Annotated in this window: 14 protein-coding genes; 8 read left to right on the plus strand and 6 right to left on the minus strand. The window is 69.7% G+C overall.

Annotated elements, in window-relative coordinates; translation table 11 throughout:
• Positions 1–16: 16 nt before the first annotated feature.
• From LZ199_RS16820 to LZ199_RS16830, 3 genes are all read right to left on the minus strand, one after another.
• A complete protein-coding gene (locus tag LZ199_RS16820) occupies positions 17–1606 on the minus strand; it encodes a serine hydrolase (protein ID WP_253994716.1) in 1590 nt (529 codons plus the stop codon).
• A gap of 108 nt (positions 1607–1714) precedes the next feature.
• On the minus strand, positions 1715–3994 hold the full coding sequence (locus LZ199_RS16825; RefSeq protein ID WP_253994717.1) for a glutamine amidotransferase: 2280 nt from the start codon (positions 3992–3994) through the stop codon (positions 1715–1717).
• A gap of 27 nt (positions 3995–4021) precedes the next feature.
• Positions 4022–4780 (minus strand): DUF4159 domain-containing protein, encoded by a 759-nt coding sequence (locus LZ199_RS16830; RefSeq protein ID WP_253994718.1) that lies wholly within the window; start codon positions 4778–4780, stop codon positions 4022–4024.
• 57 nt (positions 4781–4837) lie between these two features.
• Here LZ199_RS16830 and LZ199_RS16835 point away from each other — a divergent pair, with 57 nt between their 5' ends.
• The 4 genes from LZ199_RS16835 (at position 4838) to LZ199_RS16850 (ending at position 9037) form a co-directional block, all read left to right on the plus strand.
• Positions 4838–5101 carry a molecular chaperone DnaJ gene (locus LZ199_RS16835; RefSeq protein WP_253994719.1) on the plus strand — a complete coding sequence of 88 codons (264 nt, stop codon included), beginning with the start codon at positions 4838–4840 and terminating at the stop codon, positions 5099–5101.
• A 70-nt stretch (positions 5102–5171) separates the two neighbouring features.
• Positions 5172–5882, plus strand: coding sequence for a hypothetical protein (locus tag LZ199_RS16840; RefSeq protein WP_253994720.1), 711 nt, complete (start codon positions 5172–5174; stop codon positions 5880–5882).
• Positions 5883–5978: 96 nt separating this feature from the next.
• A complete protein-coding gene (locus LZ199_RS16845) occupies positions 5979–7448 on the plus strand; it encodes a DUF6250 domain-containing protein (RefSeq protein ID WP_253994721.1) in 1470 nt (489 codons plus the stop codon).
• Positions 7449–7468: 20 nt separating this feature from the next.
• Positions 7469–9037, plus strand: a complete 1569-nt coding sequence (locus LZ199_RS16850) for a beta-ketoacyl synthase N-terminal-like domain-containing protein (RefSeq protein ID WP_253994722.1) — start codon at positions 7469–7471, stop codon at positions 9035–9037.
• Positions 9038–9047: 10 nt separating this feature from the next.
• On the opposite strand, the gene LZ199_RS16855 is transcribed toward LZ199_RS16850, so the two are convergent.
• On the minus strand, positions 9048–9659 hold the full coding sequence (locus LZ199_RS16855; RefSeq protein ID WP_253994723.1) for a hypothetical protein: 612 nt from the start codon (positions 9657–9659) through the stop codon (positions 9048–9050).
• Between the two features lie 36 nt (positions 9660–9695).
• A complete protein-coding gene (locus LZ199_RS16860; RefSeq protein ID WP_253994724.1) occupies positions 9696–10808 on the minus strand; it encodes an RNA polymerase factor sigma-32 in 1113 nt (370 codons plus the stop codon).
• Positions 10809–10876: 68 nt separating this feature from the next.
• On the opposite strand from LZ199_RS16860, the gene LZ199_RS16865 reads away from it, so the two are divergent.
• Positions 10877–13321: a DEAD/DEAH box helicase gene (locus tag LZ199_RS16865; RefSeq protein ID WP_253994725.1), complete on the plus strand. Its 2445-nt coding sequence runs from the start codon at positions 10877–10879 to the stop codon at positions 13319–13321.
• 65 nt (positions 13322–13386) lie between these two features.
• Here LZ199_RS16865 and LZ199_RS16870 read toward each other — a convergent pair whose 3' ends face one another.
• Positions 13387–13884 (minus strand): helix-turn-helix domain-containing protein, encoded by a 498-nt coding sequence (locus tag LZ199_RS16870; protein WP_253994726.1) that lies wholly within the window; start codon positions 13882–13884, stop codon positions 13387–13389.
• Positions 13885–13980: 96 nt separating this feature from the next.
• Between LZ199_RS16870 and LZ199_RS16875 the strand changes: the two genes are divergently transcribed.
• From LZ199_RS16875 to LZ199_RS16885, 3 genes are read left to right on the plus strand one after another with little or no spacing between them, the layout of a single operon-like run.
• On the plus strand, positions 13981–15210 hold the full coding sequence (locus LZ199_RS16875; RefSeq protein ID WP_253994727.1) for a Glu/Leu/Phe/Val family dehydrogenase: 1230 nt from the start codon (positions 13981–13983) through the stop codon (positions 15208–15210).
• A gap of 11 nt (positions 15211–15221) precedes the next feature.
• Complete coding sequence (gene ilvA / locus LZ199_RS16880) at positions 15222–16556, plus strand: threonine ammonia-lyase (protein WP_323389741.1); 1335 nt, start codon at positions 15222–15224, stop codon at positions 16554–16556.
• 46 nt (positions 16557–16602) lie between these two features.
• The gene (locus LZ199_RS16885; RefSeq protein ID WP_253994729.1) at positions 16603–18051 is read left to right on the plus strand and encodes a gluzincin family metallopeptidase; all 1449 of its coding nucleotides are present in this window, start codon (positions 16603–16605) and stop codon (positions 18049–18051) included.
• Positions 18052–18111 lie beyond the last annotated feature (60 nt).

The following is an 18111-nucleotide window of genomic DNA, read 5'->3' on the forward strand; positions in this document are numbered from 1 at the left end:
CTCGACCGAGCCGAGGTCAGTGCACCGGCTTCGCGACGGCGGCCGGGGTCTCCTTCACGGGTGTGAAGAGCAGGTCCTGGAAGTCGAAGCTGAAGTCGGTGAGCGGCGAGACGGGCTGCATGCGCATCTCCCCCACCGTGCCGTCCGGCTTGAGCGAGAAGGACACGAAGGCATCCGCGTTGAGCGAGCGGTCCTTCCAGCGCGCGACGAAGGTGTCGTATTGCCAGTGCTCCAGTTCGCCGACGAGTCCCGGCGTGCGGCTGAAGCGCAGCACCAGCTTCTCCGCCTCACGCGTGAGCGTCACGTCGCCGTACCACGCGTCGCGGAACTTCCCCACATACGCGTCCAGCGGCAGCGACGGCTTGCTCTCCGTCTTCCGCCCCGCTTGCAGGCCCGCGACCTTCTCCTCCGCCTTGGCCTTCTTCGCGTCGTCGTCGGCCTTGAACGCGGCGACCCAGTCCGTCGCGGGCGCGCCCATGAACGCATCCAGCACCGTCCACACTGGAACCTCGATGGTGCCGCGCTCCTCCTGGTTCGTCAGCACGACGACGCCCAGCCCCAGCTCCGGCACCAGCGCCACCCGCGAGTAGTAGCCCGGCAGCGCGCCGCCGTGCCCCACCACCTTGTAGCCCCGGTAGTCGCGCAGCGACCAGCCCAGCCCATACGCCGCGAAGTTCGCGCGCAGCCCCGCCAGGGGCTTGGAGGGCTCGGTGACGGCCATCACCGTCTGCGCCGCCCACATCTCCTTCGACTGCGCCTCGCTGAACAGGCGCTTCTTGCCGTCCGTGCCGGGAATCACACCCCGGCCGAGCTGCGTCAGCATCCACTTCGACAAATCATTCACGCTGGAGTTGATGGCCGCCGCGGGCGCGTTGTTCTCGAAGCCCATGGGAGCAATCGCCTTGAGCACACCGTCCGCCTTCGCGTGCGGCGTGGCGACGTTGCCGCTCACGCGCAGGGCCTTGAAGAGCGTGCTGCTGTCGCGCATGCCCACCGGCACGAAGATGCGCTCGCGCACGAAGTCGCGCCAGTGCCGGCCGCTCACCTTCTCGATGACCTTGCCGGCCACGAGGTAGAGGATGTTGTCGTAGTTGTAGCGGCTGCGGAAGCTCGTCGCCGGGGGGATGTGGCGCAGCTTCGAGACAATCTCGTCCTCGGTGAAGGTGGACTGGGGGAAGTACAAGAGGTCTCCCGCGCCCAGCCCCAGCCCGCTGCGGTGCACGAGCAAGTCCCGAATCGTCAGCTCGCGCGTGACGTACGGGTCATGCATCTGGAACGACGGCAGGTGGTCCACCACGCGGTCGTCCCACTGGAGCTTGCCCTCCTCGACCAACATCGCCAGCGCCGCAGCCGTGAAGGCCTTGCTGTTGGACGCGATGCCGAACAGCGTGTCCGCCGTCACCGGCGTCTTGTCCCCGAGCTTGCGCACGCCGTAGCCCTTGGACAGCACCACCTTGCCGTCCTTCACCACGGCCACGGCGACGCCCGGCACATCGAAGGTCTTCATCGCCTTCTCGATGGTGGCGTCGAAGTCGGCGGGCAGTGACTGCGCGAAGGCCGGGGACAGCGGCAGGACGACGAGGAGAAGCGCGAGGACGTGACGCACGGGGACTCCAGGTTCCAGGAAGGGACTTTGGAAGCCCCCTCTCTATCGCACCTGGCGAACGCTCCCCAGCAGCCCCTATTCCGAGCTCGCGGGCACGCCCCGCGCGCCTCAGACGTAGCCGAAGCGGCGCCGCGCGAACCACTCCGCGCCGAGCAGGCCGATGAGGGCGACGAGGTAGTACCAGCGGTCCCACAGCGGCTGGTCCTTCGCGCGCCCCACCTCCACCACGGGAGGGTCCAACAGCGGCATGTCCGGCAGCCCGTCCTGGGGCAGCTTGTAGGCCTTGCCGCCCGTCACCTTGGCGATCTGCTCCATCAGCTCCGGCCGCACGGACGCGTCCGACAGCTCCGGCCCCACGGCGCGCACCGCCACCGCGTCCTCGCCCTTGCCCAGGTCCGTCTCGCCTTTCTTCGCCGTCGCGAGCAGCTTGTACGGCCCCGGGTCCGGCGGCGCGAACTCCAGCCGCACCACGCCGTCCGGCCCCGTGGCGCCCGTCTGCACCGCCACCGGCTTCTGCGTCGCCACCGAGAACAGCTCCACCCGCACCTGCGCGTCCTGCGCGGGCTGGTAGTCCGCGCTGCGCGCCTGCACCACCACCGCCACCGGACGCCCCGGCTCCACCGACGGCGGGTCCGCCGTCACCTTCAGCGTCGTCAGGTCCGGGTCTCTCACCAGCCACCGCAGCGCATTGCCCCAGAAGCGGTCATACGCGCGGCTGGGCGAGCCATCCCGGTGCGCGGCGAAGGCCCAGTACCACGACGCATCCGTGGCCATGACCAGCGCCCGGCCCCGGCCGTAGTCCCACACGGCGACGAGCGGCGCGTTCTTCCCGTTCGCCGTGAGATGCGGATGCTCCAGCAACACGGTGGCGCCAGGGCGCGCGTACGTGAGGTTGGCGCCCGGAATCGGAGGCAGCTCGCCCCACGCGGCCTCGGTGCTGGACGCGCCGGAGCCGATGGCGGTCACCGGGTGGCGCAGGCCCTCCGGCGTCAGGCGCGCGGTGAAGGGCTCCACGTTGGCGGGGCCCGCGGCGGCCACGGGCAGGGCCTCCATCAACGTGGGCATGGTGGCGCGGCCTTCACCCAGCACGCTGTCGCCGCCAATCATCACGAAGGCGCCGCCGTTGTGGATGTAGCGCTCCAGGTTTCGCTCGTACTCGGCGATGGAGAGCGAAGGGTCCGCGTGCCCGAAGTTCTGGAAGATGACGACGTCGAAGGTGTCCAGCTTCGTGTCGAAAATCTCCTCCATGGGGAACGGGATGAGGGACAGCTCGCGCTCGTTCACCACGCCCGGGTCATCCGACAGCGTGCGCAGGATGTAGAACGAGATGAGGTCCACGTTGGCGTCCTGCTTCAACAGGCCGCGCAGGTAGCGCTCGTCCCAGGACGGCCGGCCCACCACCAGCAGCACGCGCACCCTGTCTCTGATGACCTTCAGCGTGAAGGAGCGGCTGTTGTTGTCCGTCACCGCCTCGTCCGGGAAGGTGGGCACCGTCACCGTGTAGACGAAGCGGCCCGTCTGGTCCGGCGTGAAGGTGAAGGACACCGGCTTCACGTCGTCGTTCGTCTCCAGGCGCACCGTCTTGCTCGCCACCGTCTTGCCCTCCTGGCTGAGCACGACGGGAATCTCCTTGCCCCGGAAGCCGCGGCCGTGAATCTCCGCCTCCACGGTGAGCGAGTTGCGCACGAAGGCGAAGTCATCCACCTTCAAGCCCTCAATCGCCAGGTCCTTCAGCGCCTCCTGGCCCACGGTGAAGGTGGAGACGGGCACGCCCAGGTCCGCCAGCGCCGCGCGCGCACGGCCCACCACGCCCGACTTCAGCTCCGTGTTGTCAGCGCCATCGCTGAACAGCAGCACGCCGGACAGCTTGCGCGCGCCCTGCCCCGCGCCCGCCGCCGCACGCAGCGCGGCCAGCAAGTCAGTAGAGCCCGCGCGAGGCGGCTCCTTGGCCAGCGACGCGGGAGTCACCGGCGCCAGCTCCGGGTCGAACCCGTACATCTCCACCGTGAAGCGGTCCTGGAGTCCCGCGAGCGCCGGCGCCGCCTTCTCCAGGAACGTGGCCACCTCCGCGGCGCGCGTGGGGCCTCCGGGCTCCGAGGGGAAGCCCATGGACGCGGAGCGGTCCACCAGCACCGCGACGCGGTTCTTCATCCGCGCCACCTGGAGATGCCGGATGCCGGGCTCCAGGAGGAAGAAGAGCGCGGCCACGCCCGCGCCCACGCGCAGCGCCCACAACAGGACGCGACGTCCGCGCGAGGGCTCGCGACGCACGCCCCACGCGGCCAGCGCCACTCCCAGGAGCAGCCCGAGCGCGAGGAACACCAGCGCCCATGAAGGCAGGGGAGAGAGGCTGACGAGCTTCCAGGCGTTGAAGGTGGGGGAATTCATCCAGGCTCTTGGCGTAGGGCCGGTGCTTCAGCGCCGCTTGTTAAGGATGAGCTGCAGGTGGACGGCGTCGTCCTTGTAGTCCAGGCAGAGGGCGTACATGCACACGTTGATGCCCAGCCGCACCGCCAGCTCCCGCTGCGGCTCGCCGCCGGGGCTCACGTCGAACTCGTAGTCCCCGGACTCGTTGCGGCTCCAGGCCCCGGCCACGTCGTTCTGCGAGTAGAGCACCGCCGCGCGCTTGCCCAGGTTGGCCGCCATCATCTGCGGCTTGTTGAGCAGCCGGCCCGGCGCCGCGTCCAAGAGGAAGAAGGACTTGAACACCACGTGTCCGGAGGGCACCTCCGCGAGCGGACTCTGCGGCAGCACGCGCGCCATCTCCCGACGGAAGCTGGCGTCGAAGCCGTCCCCGTCGCTGCCGTCGTTGGCGTCCGCGAGCATGAAGCCGCCGTACGTCAGGTAGCGCCGGAGGTTGGCGACCTCCGCGTCGTTGAGCGGGGGAAAGCCCCCGTCGCCGCCGAAGTAGAGGAAGGGGTACTCGAAGAGGTCGGGGCTGCTCAGCGCGAAGGGCCGTGCGTCCGGCACCACTTCGACGGACGTGCGCCGCTGCAGCTCCCAGGCGATGCGCCGCAGGCCGGACAGCCGCGCGTCCCAGCGGCCGCCGTGCTTCGCCACCGCGGGGATGAAGCGATTCTTCTCGCCGAACGCATGCGCACGCCCCGCCAGCAGCGGAGCAAGCGCGGCGGAGCCGAGCAGGAGGTTTCGACGGGTCAGACGCCGCGCGGACATAGAGCGCATCTATATACCGTCGACGGGTGCTCGCATTCCCCGGTATAGAGCGGGCCCATGGCAAAAGGCGGACAGACGCCCGAGCAGCCCGGCTCCCCCGAGGTCCGGGCGGCCTGGGCTCGCAAGGAGGCGGGAGACGTCGCCGGAGCACGGCGCGACGCCGAGCGTCTGCTGGCGGGCAGTCCCAGCCCCGAGGACCGGGCCGAGGCCGAGGAGCTGCTGCGCCACACCTCCACCCCCAAGGCCCTCTACGGCTTCGCCCTGCTCGCCGCCGCCGTCTTCGTGCTGCTGCTGCTATTGGCCTTGACCCGCTACGCTTAAGCTACATCGTCGGCGCCCGCGTGCCCCTGGGGGCAACATCGGGTCCGCCGCAATGCAAGGAGTTGGAGCCATGGAAGGCCTCCTTCAGGCCCTGAAGGCCTATCAGGAGCTCAACCCGTCGGGCTGGGTCGGCATCTACCGCCTGCTGCCCATGTGGGCGGGCATCGTCTGCTGTGTCGCCGGGGTGACGCTGCTCCTGGTGGGCGGAGGCCCCCGGGTGTTCCGGGTGCTGGCCGGGCCCATCGGCGCGCTCCTGGGGCTGGTGTGGACGGGCGCCATCACCGCGAAGCTGGGCCTGCCGGACCTGGACCCGCGGGCGCCCTCCATCGTCGCGGCGGTGCTCCTGGCGCTAGGCTTCCTCTTCCCGCCCGCAATCACCTTCGTGGGCCTGGGCGTGCCGCTGGGCCTGTTGGCCGGGCAGATCGCCGGGCCACAGGACTTCCTGCTCGGCTTCGCGCCGGGGTTCATCATCGGCGGCCTCGTCGGCGCGCTCCTGCACCGGGTGGTCAGCGCCCTGGTGGCCTCCGCGGTGGGCGGGTGGGTGCTCGTCATCGGCGCGCTGGCGGCGCTGCACCAGTTCGGTGGGCTGGTGGCCGCCGTGGCCAGCAGGCCCTGGGGCGTCATCATCGCCGCGGGCCTGTTCGCCATCGCCGGCGCCGTCTATCAGCTCGCCATGCGGCCCTCGCCCGAAGAGGCCGACAAGCAGCGCGCGGAGAAGGAGCGCCTCAAGCTCCGGCAGGCGGAGCAGCGGGCGCTCGAGAAACGTTGGGGGGTCAAGTAGACGACCTCCTCCGGGAGCCGGCCGCGCTTTACCTCCAGCGTCGTGGCGCGTACATTCCGCCGCCTTTCCCCCCGGAATTCTCCCCCCAAAGGATTGATGGGCCAGGTCAGGCGCAAGGAGTCGGAGAAGAAGCAGGAGTCCCCCTCGGAGCCCGCCCCCCGGCAGGAGCCTGGCGCCAGCAGCGCCTGGGTGAAGCCGGAGGGGATGTCGCGCCGGGGCTGGGCCGTGCTCGCCGCGCTGATTCTGGTCATCCAGTTCCCCCTCATCCACTACGCCCTGTTCCGCGGTGACGCGGACGTGACGGCGACAGTGCCCTACACCCAGGACTTCGCGGACCCGGGCGTGGTGAAGCGGGACTTCTTCTCCACGGGCGGCTACTGGCGGGTGATTCAGGGCGAGCTCTTGGCGCCGGGCGTGAAGAACAACCCGCTGTGGCTCCAGGCGCCGCTGCCGGACGACGTGGCCATCGAGTTCGACGTGCGCTCGGAGCTGCCCGAGGGCGACATCCGGGTGGAGGTCTTCGGCAACGGCGTGGACCCCAGCTCCGGGTACATCCTGGTGCAGGGCGGGTTCAACAACTCCCTGTCCGTGCTGGCCCGGCTCGACATGGGCGCGCCCAACATCGACTCGCTCAAGCGCCGCGCGGCGCGCAAGGCCGGCGCCCAGGGTGAGAAGACGGACGACGGCGCCAAGGTCGAGGCCGCCGACATCGCCTCCGTGTTCAAGGACGACACCCGGGTGCGCGTGGAAGCGCGCGGCACGCCGGTGCAGGCCGGCCGCACGTACCACTGGCGCATCGAGCGCCGCGGCTCGCTGTTGCGCTGGAGCATCGACGGAGAGCCCTTCCTGGAGTTCGACGACCCCCGTCCTCTCAAGGGGAAGGGGAATGACCGGCTGGGCCTGTCCGGCTTCGAGTCCCAGATTTTCTACGACAACCTGCGCGTGGACACGCCGGACCGGCTGCCCGCCCGCGTCGCCCCCGCCGCGCCCGTGATTCCCCCGGGCCCGTACGCGGACGACTTCAACCGCGACACGCTGGGAGACGCGTGGAACGTCACCAACCCCTCGGCCACGAAGCTGGTGGACGGCGCGCTGGTGGTGGAGCTGCTCCACAACCGCCCCGTGTGGCTGAAGCGGCCCATCCCCCGCGACGCGACGATTGAGTTCGACGCGTGGACGGACAGCCCGGACGGCGACATCAAAATCGAGGCGTGGGGTGACGGTCGCTCCTTCTACGCCGGAGACCTGCGCCTGCAGTACACGGCGACGGGCTACGTCTTCATCTTCGGCGGCTGGCGCAACACGCAGTCCGCCATCGCCCGCCGCAGCGAGCACACGCCGGACCGCGTGACGCGCGACGGGGCCTCCGTGGTGCCCGGCAAGCGCCACCACTTCAAGCTCACCCGGCGCGCGGGCACCCTCTCCTGGGAGCTGGACGGGCAGCCCTTCCTCACCCTCCAGGACGCCTCGCCCCTGGAAGGCACGCGCAATCAGTACTTCGGCTTCTCCGGCTGGAAGAGCCGGGTCCACTTCGACAATTTGAAGATCGAGCCGCTCGCCCCCTAGCGGCCAAGGAAAGTCACACCGTGCGCAGAGTTGGCATCTTCGGCTGGGGCGTCGTCGCCCCCCGGTCCAGGAACATCGAAGCGTTCGAGAGGAACCTCACGTCCTCCGAGAGCTGGCTGTCCCCTTTCAACGGCTTCGGGCCGGACAACTTCCTCGTCGGCACGCCGGACTTCAACCTGGCCGACTACAAGCCCTGGATTGACGAGCGCTTCCCGGCCAACCGCTTCTCGCAGCTGGAGCGGAAGATGGGCCAGCCGACGCAGTTCGCCATCGGCGCGTTCATCCAGTCGCTCGCGCAGAACCCCGGCCTGGAGCAGGAGCTGCAGGCGCTGGGGCCCCGCGCGCACGTCTACGTGGGCACCGGCCTGGGCGACCTGCCCACCATCCAGGCCATCTCGTTGGACCTGTACCGCGCCCAGCGCCGGTGGGACCGCTTCTGGGCCGCGCCGGAGCGCAACGCGGTGCTGCGCAAGTGGCTGGAGACGCGCGAGCCCTTGGCGGGCCTGCCGCCGGAGCCGTCTTCGGTGGAAGAGGGGCTCCGCGACGAGGCCGAGGACGCGTGGTGGCACTTCTGGACGGGCCACTCCACGGAGCTGCGCGAGTACCTGGCGGAGCTGCGCGACATCGAAGCCATTGGCGTGCCGGACGGCGCGGACGTGGAGTCCGCGAAGCTGGCCGTCATCAAGGACAAGCGCACCCGCAACGCCCGGCTGCAGAAGAAGTGGAGCGCGCCGGAGCCGCCCTGGAACGCCGTCTCCTCCAACGTGCTGTGGAACATCCACAACACGCCCGCCTCGCAGATTTCGATGCTGGGGCAAATCACTGGCATGACGTTCGCCCCCGTCGCCGCGTGCTCGTCCTTCGGCTACGGGCTGAAGCTGGCCATGAACTCGCTGCAGTTGGGTGAGGCGAAGGCCGTCGTCATGGGCATGACGGACGCGGCGCCCAACCCGCTCGTCGTGGGCGGCTTCTACAACGCCCGCGTCATCTCCGCGGACGCCGCCATCTCCAAGCCCCTCACCGCGCTTCGCGGCACGCACATCGCGGGAGGCGCGGTGGTGTGGGTGCTGGGCGACTACGACTACTTCACGTCCAAGGGCTTCAAGCCGCTGGGCATGGAGCCCGTCTCCGTGGGCGTCACCGCGGACGCGGACCACATCATCACCCCGTCCAAGGAAGGCCCCACCCTGGCCATCCGCGAGGCGCTGGCCGCCGCGGGCTGTGAAGCCTCCGACGTGGGGAGCTGGGACCTGCACGCCACCGCCACGCCGGGTGACTACCTGGAGGTGCAGAACCTGCGGGACGTGCTGCCCGAGTCGGTGCTCATCACCGCGCGCAAGGGAACGTTCGGCCACGGCATGTCCGCGGGCGGCGGCTGGGAGCTGACGGCGCAGTACCTGGGCTTCGGACGCGGGCAGGTGTTCCCCACCCCGCTGAAGAAGAACGAACTCAACCAGCAGATTTCGCGCGTCCACGGCCGCTTCGTGTTCGACGAGGCCGTGGCGGCGCCCGCTGGCTGCGCGGGCAAGCTGTCCATGGGCGTGGGCGGCATCAACGCCTGCGTCATCTCCCGCCCCTGGAAGAAGTAGCGCGCGGGCTTCAGGGGTGGGCGCTCACCGCGTCCGCCTCCAGCTTCGCGGCCGAGGCCGGCTCGATTCGCTGGAGCAGCAGCAGCTCCAGCTCCAAGTCCCGCGCGTAGTTCTGCTGCGTGGGCAGCATGCCGCTGGTGGTGGCGTCCAGGCGGGCCTGGGCCTGCTCCTCCTGGGCGCGCTGGGAGCCGCCGGTGGCGATTCGCTGGTCCACGTTGCCCACGCCAATGGACTGGGACACCCGGTTGCCCCGCATCACCCGGAGGATGGCGCCGCCGTTGGCGAGCGTGAGGCCCTCCACCAGGAAGCGCGAGGACGAGGTGGGCCCCAGCGTGCCGCCGCCGGAGTCGCGCCACTCCGTCTCCAGCACGAAGCGACCCTGCATCTCCTTCCAGGAGTAGCCCTGCTCCTTGAGCAGCGCCTTCACCTCCGGCCAGAGGTCCGGCAGCGGCCGGGCGTAGACGTGGTCCGCCGCCTTGTCGCGCAGGTAGTTCTGCCGGAGCGAACTGGAACAACCGGCGAGCGTCAGCAATGCGGCGACGGCGAGACACACGCCCGAGGCGCGGAAGAAGCGGCCCATGAACAACCCCCAGGAGGTAGCGGTGGCGACAGCGGGCAGCATACCGCTCCCCGCCCCCGCCGCGCGCTCCCGCCCCCGTCAGCCCTTGGGGCTGGCCACCAGGTCGAAGTCGGGGATGTGTTCACGCATGAACTCGCGCATCCGCTGGATGAGCGCCGCCTCGATTTGCCGCGCGCGCTCCCGGCTGACGCCGTACTTGTCGCCGATGTCCTGGAGCGTCAGCGGCTCGTCGGAGGTGAGGCGGTTCTCGAAGATGAAGCGCTCCTTGCCCTCCAGCGTCCGGGAGAACTCGGAGAGCTTCTCTCGGAAGAGGGCCTTGAGCTGCTCGGCGCCCAGCCGCTCGTCGGCGGGGATGGCCCCCGAGGGCAGGTAGCGGTCCGCGCGGGTGCCTCGCGAGCCCTCGTCGTCCCCGCCCAGCGGCGCGTCGATTGACAGCTCGTCATGGCCGAGCCGCTGGTCCATCTCCACCACGTCCTGCTCGGTGACGTTGAGCCGCTCCGCCAAGAGCTTGGGGCTGGCCTCGAAGCCCTGGGCCACGAGCTTGTCCTGCTCCTGGCGCAGCTTGAAGAAGAGCTTCCGCTGGGCTTCCGTCGTCCCCAGCTTCACCATCTTCCAGTTGTCCATGATGTAGCGAAGGATGTACGCCCGAATCCACCAGGCCGCGTAGCTGGAGAGCTTCACGCCCCGCTCCGGGTCGTACTTCTTCACCGCCTGCATCAACCCGATGTTCCCCTCCTGGACCAGGTCCAGCAGGGAAAGTGGGTTGCGGTGGTACTCGTGGGCCAGCTTCACCACCAGCCGCAGGTTGGAGGCCACCAGCCGGTAGGCGGTGCGCACATCGCCCGTGTCGCGGTAGTGGCGCGACAGCTCCAGCTCCTCCTCGCGCGTCAGCAGGGGGTGGCGCTGCACCTCCGTCATGTAGGCCTGGAGGGGGTCCCGGTTGGAGAGCGCTGATTCGCTCGACTTGGCGAGGGCCCGGGTGGGCACGGGCCTGACCACCTCCACCTCGGGCTCCGCGTCCACCAGCTCGGCCAACTCCGGCTCCAAGGAATCCGGGTCTGGCGCTGTCTGAGCGCTGGGGTCCTCCACCTCCGCCTCGACGACCTCCGCCTGGGCGGGCGCGCTGCCCGCCGCCCGCTTCGCACGGGGCCGGGAAGTCGTTCCTTTGGTTCTTTTCCCTCCACTCGCCATGGGCGCTCCATACCCCAAAGTGCCGCGATTGTTGCCAGAGGGTAATGCAGGAGCTATGCCCCTGCTTGATGAGCGACATCCAAGAGCCCACCGAGCCGGGCACCCCGGCCACCGACGAAGCACCGACGCGTCCCTCCGAATACATCGCGGACGTCAGCTTCGACGAAATGAACCTGTCCGAGCCCCTCCGCCGCGCGTTGGCGGAGCGCGGCTACACCCACCCCACCCCTGTCCAGGCCCGGGCGTTCCGGCCGGTGATGGAGGGCAAGGACCTGATTGTCCGCAGCAAGACTGGCACCGGCAAGACGGCCGCGTTCGGCCTGCCGTTGTTGGAGAAGATTCCCGCGGACGAGAAGCGCGTGCGCGCCCTCATCCTCTGCCCCACACGCGAGTTGGCGATGCAGGTGGCGGACGAGCTGCGGTCCCTGGGCAAGCACAAGGGCGTGAAGGTGGCGGCCATCTACGGCGGCGCCTCCATGAAGCAGCAGGAGGACGCCTTCGAGGAGGGCACGCCCATCATCGTCGGCACGCCCGGCCGCGTCTTCGACCACATCAACCGGGGCAACCTGAAGCTGGACGGGTGCGACCACGCGGTGCTGGACGAAGCCGACGAGATGCTCAACCAGGGCTTCTACGAGGAAGTCACCCGCATCCTCGACCGTCTTCCGAAGGCGCGCCAGGTGCTGCTCTTCAGCGCCACCGTCCCCACGGACATCCAGAACCTCATCGCCCGGTACACGACGAACGCGGAGACGCTGCTGTTGTCCGGCGACGTCTTCACGGTGGAGCACATCCACCACGTCCGCTACGACGTGTCGGACGCCTTCCCCAAGCCGCGCAACCTCATCTACATCCTGGAGAAGGAGGAGCCGCCCAACGCCATCATCTTCTGCAATACGCGGGATGACACGTCGCTGGTGACGGCGGTGCTCAACCGCAACGGCTTCGACGCGGAGCTGCTCAACGGGGACCTGCCGCAGAAGGAGCGCGAGCGGGTGATGGGCAAGGTGAAGCGCGGCGAGGTGGCCTTCATGGTCGCCACGGATATCGCGGCGCGCGGCATCGACATCTCCGGCCTCGAGTACGTCATCAACTACTCGCTGCCCGAGGACCCGGCCGTGTACCTGCACCGCGTCGGCCGCACCGGCCGCATCGGCAACAAGGGCACCGCCATCAACCTCTTCTCCGGGCGCGAGCTGGCGACGTACACCGTGCTGGAGAAGAAGTACGGCATCAAGTTCGAGCGGCAGGAGATGCCCGCGCCCGAGGAGGCGATGCGCCTCTGGACGGAGCGCCACGTGCGCGAAATCCAGGAGGCCTCCGGCTCCTCCATCTTCGAGGGCTTCCTGCCCCTGGCCGCGCAGCTGAAGAACAAGCCGAACGCGGACGACCTGGTCGCCTTCCTGCTCAAGTACTTCTTCAGCCGCATGCGCATGGAGAAGGCCCAGCAGGCCCAGGAGACCGAGGGCCGCGAGCCCGTTCCCGCGCGCAAGACCGAGAGCCGGAGCGAGGGACGTGGACGCGGCGGGCGCGACGACAAGCGCGAGCGTGGCGGTGAGCGTCGCGAGCGGGGTGAGGACCGGCGTGAGCGGGCCGAGAAGCCCATCGCCCGGCCGGAGCACCCGGACCGCGAGCGACGTCCGCGTCGTGACGAGCCCCGTCGGGAGCGAGACGCGGGCGCCAGCCGAGGCGCCGCGGCGCTGGAGGCGGGCCCTGGCGAGGTGAAGCTGTGGGTCAACCTGGGCACTGCGGACGGCCTGGGGCCGGGCAGCATCGCCACGGCCCTGGAGGACGCCGGCGCGCCGCTGGGGAAGATGGTGCGCGCGGAGCTGCGCCCCACCTTCGCGTACGTCTTCGTCGCGGAGGATGACTCCCCGGGGTTCGAGGCGCTCAACGGCAAGCAGCACGGCGCCAAGACGCTGCGCGTGGAGAAGAGCAAGCCGCGCACCGAGCGTGAGCCCGGCACCCGCCCGCCCCCGTCTCCTGACGCGGGCCCCGGCGAGGTGAAGCTGTGGACCAACCTGGGCAGCGATGACGGCATGGACGAGGCGAAGCTGCCCGCCGCGCTGGAGGCCGCCGGTGCTCCCGCCGGTAAGGTGCTCAAGGCGCTCCTGCGTCCCACCTACGGCTACGCCTACGTGGCCGAGGCGGATGCTCCGGCCTTCGAGGCGCTCAACGGCAAGCTGCACGGCGACAAGCCGCTGAAGCTGGAGCGGCACCGTCCGCGCGGCTCGCGCGAGGAGCGGCGTCCCCGCATGGAGTCGCTGCCGGACCTGCCGGGCCAGGTGCGCCTGTGGGTGGGCCTGGGCAAGCAGGACGGTCTGGATGAGGCGGGCGTCACCGCCGCGCTCGAGGCCGCTGGGGCTCCCGCTGGCAAGGTGGTGCGGATGGACCTGCGCCCGACCTACGCGTACGTCTTCGTCGCCGACGAGGACGCCGCCGGGTTCGAGACCACGCACGGCAAGCAGCACGGTGAGCGCACGCTGAAGGTCGAGCGCGCTCGCAAGAAGTAGGTCAGGGGGTCCTCCCCGGGAGGCACATGCATCCCGGGGCCGCCGCGACGGCGCACTGACTCAGGTCAGGCGCCCGACTTCTCCGCGGCCTTCCTGCGCCGGGCCCGGTGGTAGTGGGCGGTGCACAGGCCTCGAGCCAGCACCGGTCGCTCGCACGTGGCCTCGCCGCAGCGCGGGGGCTCCGGTCTCTGGGGTCTCGCCGCGAGGGGTCCCGCGCTGAACATCATCTCCGCCACTTCCAGCATCCGGTCCACGTCCTGGCGTGACAGCCGGCGGTTGCGGACGAAGCCCTCCAGCCGGTGGGCGCCCGCGTCGTCCACGTCATCCAGGCGGAGCAGCTCCCACAAGGGCAGCTCCAGTGCGACGGCCACCTGGAGGAGCGTCTCGTAGCTGGGGCCGCGCTCGCCTCGCTCCAGCAGGGACGCGAAGGACACGGAGATGCCACACCGGGCGGCGAAGTCCTCCTGGGTGAGGCCCCGGCGTTCTCGAAGCGCGCGAATCCGACGGGCCAGGCCCTGCAGGTGTCCGTTCACCGTGGAAGCATCCGCAGGGCCGGGAGACATGGCAGTTTCCTATGGTAGCGCACCCCTTCTGTTAAGGTCTTTCGCGCGGGGCGGGACCTCTTGGACCCACCGCAGCCACCAGGAGCACTGCGAAACATGAGCGCCGTCGAGGGTACCAACTACTTCTTCCGCAAGGCCGCGCGGATCATGGACGTGGGCACCCCCATCGAAACGCTGCTCGCCACGCCGCTGCGCGAGGTGAAGGTCCAGGTCTCCATCGAGATGGACTCCGGCGAGATTCGCACCTTCCTCGGGTACCGGATTCAGCACGACAACAGCCGGGGCCCCATGAAGGGCGGCCTGCGCTACCACCCGGGCCTGGACCAGGACGAGGCCGCGTCACTCGCCTCGCTGATGACGTGGAAGACCGCCGTGGTGAACGTCCCCTACGGCGGCGCCAAGGGCGGCATCGCCTGCGACCCGTCCCAGCTCAGCATCAAGGAGCTGGAGCGGCTGACGCGTAAGTTCGTCGACCAGATTCAGGACGTCATCGGCCCCACACGTGACATCCCCGCGCCCGACATCAACACCAATCCCCAGGTGATGGCGTGGATCATGGACCAGTACTCGCGCTACCACGGCCACTCGCCCGCCGTCGTCACGGGCAAGCCGCTGGAGCTGTACGGCTCCAAGGGCCGCGAGGCGGCCACCGGTCGGGGCCTCCTGTACGTGTGCCGTGAAATCCTCCGGGACTTGGGCCTGCCGGTGAAGGGCACCCGCTTCGCGATTCAGGGCTTCGGCAACGTGGGCAGCCACACCGCGCAGCTCCTGTGGGAGGACGGTGGCGTGGTGGTGGCCGTGTCGGACGTGCTGGGCGGCGTGCGCAACCCGCAGGGCCTGGACGTCCCCTCCCTCTTCGAGCACGTCAAGCGCACCGGCACCGTGACGGGCTTCGGCGGCGGCACGGCGTGCACCAACGAGGACGTGCTCGCGGCCGACTGCGAGGTGCTCATCCCCGCGGCGCTCGGCCACGTGCTCACCCGGGACAACGCGAACGCGGTGCGCGCGCGCCTCATCATCGAAGGCGCCAACGGCCCCACCCAGCCGGAGGCGGACGAAATCTTCGAGAAGCGCGGCATCTTCGTGGTGCCGGACGTGCTCGCCAGCTCCGGTGGCGTCACGGTGAGCTACTTCGAGTGGGTGCAGAACCTCCAGCACCTGTCCTGGGAAGAGGACCGCGTCAACGCGGAGCTGGAGAAGACGATGAAGGAGGCCTACGAGCGCGTGGCGCAGATTGCCCGCTCGCGGAAGGTCTCCATGCGGACGGCCGCCTACATCCTGGCCATTGGCCGGGTGGGCAAGGCCACCGTGCTGCGCGGCATCTGACGCGCTCGGGCGTGCCCGTCCGGGCCGCGGCCGGGCAAGCCTGCCGCATCGCGGCAACCCGGGATGGCGGACACCCAGGCGCCGACTGTCCCTTCCGCCCGGGGCGCGCTTCCGCTACACGCGCGCCCATGGTCACCCTCCAGGACATCCTCGCCGCGCGGGAGCGTCTGCGCGACGCCATCCGCCCCACGCCCTGCCCCGCCTCGGACTACTTCACCGAGCGGACGGAGTGCGCGGCGGTGTACTTCAAGCTGGAGAACCTCCAGCGCACGGGCGCCTTCAAGGAGCGCGGCGCGCTCAACAAGCTCTTGACGCTGACGGAGGAGGAGCGAAAGCGCGGGGTCATCGCCGCGTCCGCCGGCAACCACGCGCAGGGCGTCGCGTACCACGCGCGTCGGCTGGGGGTGAAGGCGACCATCGTGATGCCGGAGCGCACGCCGCTCATCAAGGTGTCGCGCACGCGGGATGACTACGGCGCGCGCGTGGTGCTCAAGGGCGCCAACTACGACGAGGCCTACGCGGAGGCGCTGCGAATCCAGCAGGACGAGGGGCTCGTCTTCGTGCACCCGTTCAACGACCCGCATGTCATCGCGGGCCAGGGGACGCTGGGGCTGGAGCTGTTGGAGCAGTGGCCGGACGTGGAGGTGGTGCTGGTGCCCATCGGCGGAGGCGGGCTCATCTCCGGCGTGGCGTGCGCGTTGAAGGAGAGCAAGCCGGGCATCATGGTGGTGGGCGTGCAGACGTCCACCATCGACAGCATGAAGGCGTCCATTGAAGCGGGGAAGCTGGTGGAGCTGCCCGCGGCGGGGACCACCATCGCGGATGGCATCGCCGTGAAGAAGGTGGGGGAGCTCACCTTCCCCATGGTGCGCAAGTACGTGGACGCGGTGGTGTCGGTGGACGAGGAGGAGATCGCCGCCGCCATCCTCACGCTGTTGGAGCAGGAGAAGAGCGTGGTGGAGGGCGCGGGCGCGGTGGGCGTGGCGGCGGTGCTCAACGGCCACGTCCCGCAGGCGAAGGGCAAGCGCACCGCCATCATCCTGAGCGGCGGCAACATCGACATGAACGTCATCAGCCGCATCATCGAGCGCGGCCTGGTGAAGGCGGGCCGCCTGGTCCAGCTCGAAGTGCGGCTGCCGGACCGGCCTGGGATGCTCGCGCGGCTGACGTCGCGCATCGCCGACCTGAGGGCCAACGTGGTGGACCTCCACCACGAGCGCGCCTTCTCCAAGGCGGGCCTGGGCGAGGCCATGGTGGAGGTGACGCTGGAGACGACGGGCCCTGCCCACATCCGCGAGCTGGAGAAAGCCCTGGAGGAGCTTGGCTGGCAGGTGGCCCGCAAGTAGCGGGGGTCTTGCGCGCAAGCGGAGGGGCTCGGCCATACTGGGGGGCATGCGTTCCCTGTTCGTCGCGCTTCTGCTCGCCGCCTCGCCACAAACGCCCGCCCAGAAGGCGAAAGAGCTCTCCGGCCAGAAGTCCTGGGAGGAGCTGTACCTGGCCTTCGCTTCCGGCGACGCGAAGGCCGTTCCGGAGGAGCAGCGGGCCACGGTGTCCGGCGCGCTGGTGAAGGGCTGCCAGGCGCTGATGAAGGACGACACGGTGATGGCGTACTCCATGGGTGAGCGCGCCGTCCTGTTCGAGGAGTCCGCGCCGGCCCTGCGCTGCCTGGCGAGCGCCGCGCGACTGACGGAGCAGCGCGCGGCGGCCGAGTCCGCCCTGGTGAAGGGCGTGACGCGCTTCCCGAAGGACGGCAGCTTCCCGCTGGAGCTCGGCAAGCTGTTGCTGGAGGAGCAGGACTTCGTGGGGGCGCAGGCGGCGCTGGAGAAGGTCCCCCCCCGCGTGAAGGAGTCAGCCGAGGCGAAGAAGCTGCTCCAGCAGACCCGCCAGCAGACCCTGCAGGAAGACGCGGCCCGCTCCGAGGCCGCCCGCATCGAGAAGAGCCTGGGAGGAGGCCCCCGGCGGCGCGGTCAGGCGGTGCTCCCCGCCAACAGCTCGAGTGGAGAAGAAGCTTCCGTGGTGTCCCTGCGGGGTGATTTACAGCCGGGCATGAGCATCCGGACACCGGCCGTCGGCTTCGAGTCCGGGCTGGACAGGTTCGGGCGGCGCACTCGCGCCAACAACCGGTTCGTCGTCAGCTACTTCGCCAACGGGCGCGACTTCGCCCAGCGGACCGACTACGAGGGCAAGGTCGTCGAGATTCTCGACGAGGCCTACCACTTCACCCGGAACTTTCTCGGAGTGGCGCGGGAGACCCCCGTCTCGGTCGTGCTCTACACGGCACCGGAGTTCCGCGCGGAATACGGCGTGATGGCCTCGGAATCGGCGGCGGGCATCTACTTCTCCGATGCCATCCGCATCAACAACGCCGTCGAGCTGACGAAGCAGACCCGGGCGACGCTCGTCCACGAGTACGTCCACGCCACCGTCGCGGACCTCTGCGGAGGAGGCAATCGGGACGCCGAGCTGAAACTCCCGTTCTGGCTGAACGAAGGCCTGGCCGAACACATGGAGGAGCGCTACCTCGGCGTGGAAGGGCCCACCCAGGACATGCGGAGCCACATGAAGGTCGCCTCGGGCCCGAAGAAGATCTCCCTCCGGGACATGATCGACAGGGCACCCATGAGCATGTGGAACCCCTCGCTCGCCTACTCCATCTCCGCCGTGGCCGTCCGGGAGATGCTGCGCCAGGAAGGCACCCACCGTCTGGTCACTCTCATCCGGGAAGTGTGTTCGGCCCCCCCGACCCAGAAGGATCCCTTCACGGAGGCATTGAGGACCCACTACGGGAAAACCATGGAGGACCTCGACGCCGAGGTCGAGAGCGCTTTCAAGAAGAGGTAGCTGCCGGGCAAGCGCGGTCCATTTGGTTTACCCCTCCCCGGGAGTCTCCTACACTCGGAG

The organism is Myxococcus qinghaiensis (genome assembly GCF_024198215.1).
Classification (GTDB): domain Bacteria; phylum Myxococcota; class Myxococcia; order Myxococcales; family Myxococcaceae; genus Myxococcus; species Myxococcus qinghaiensis.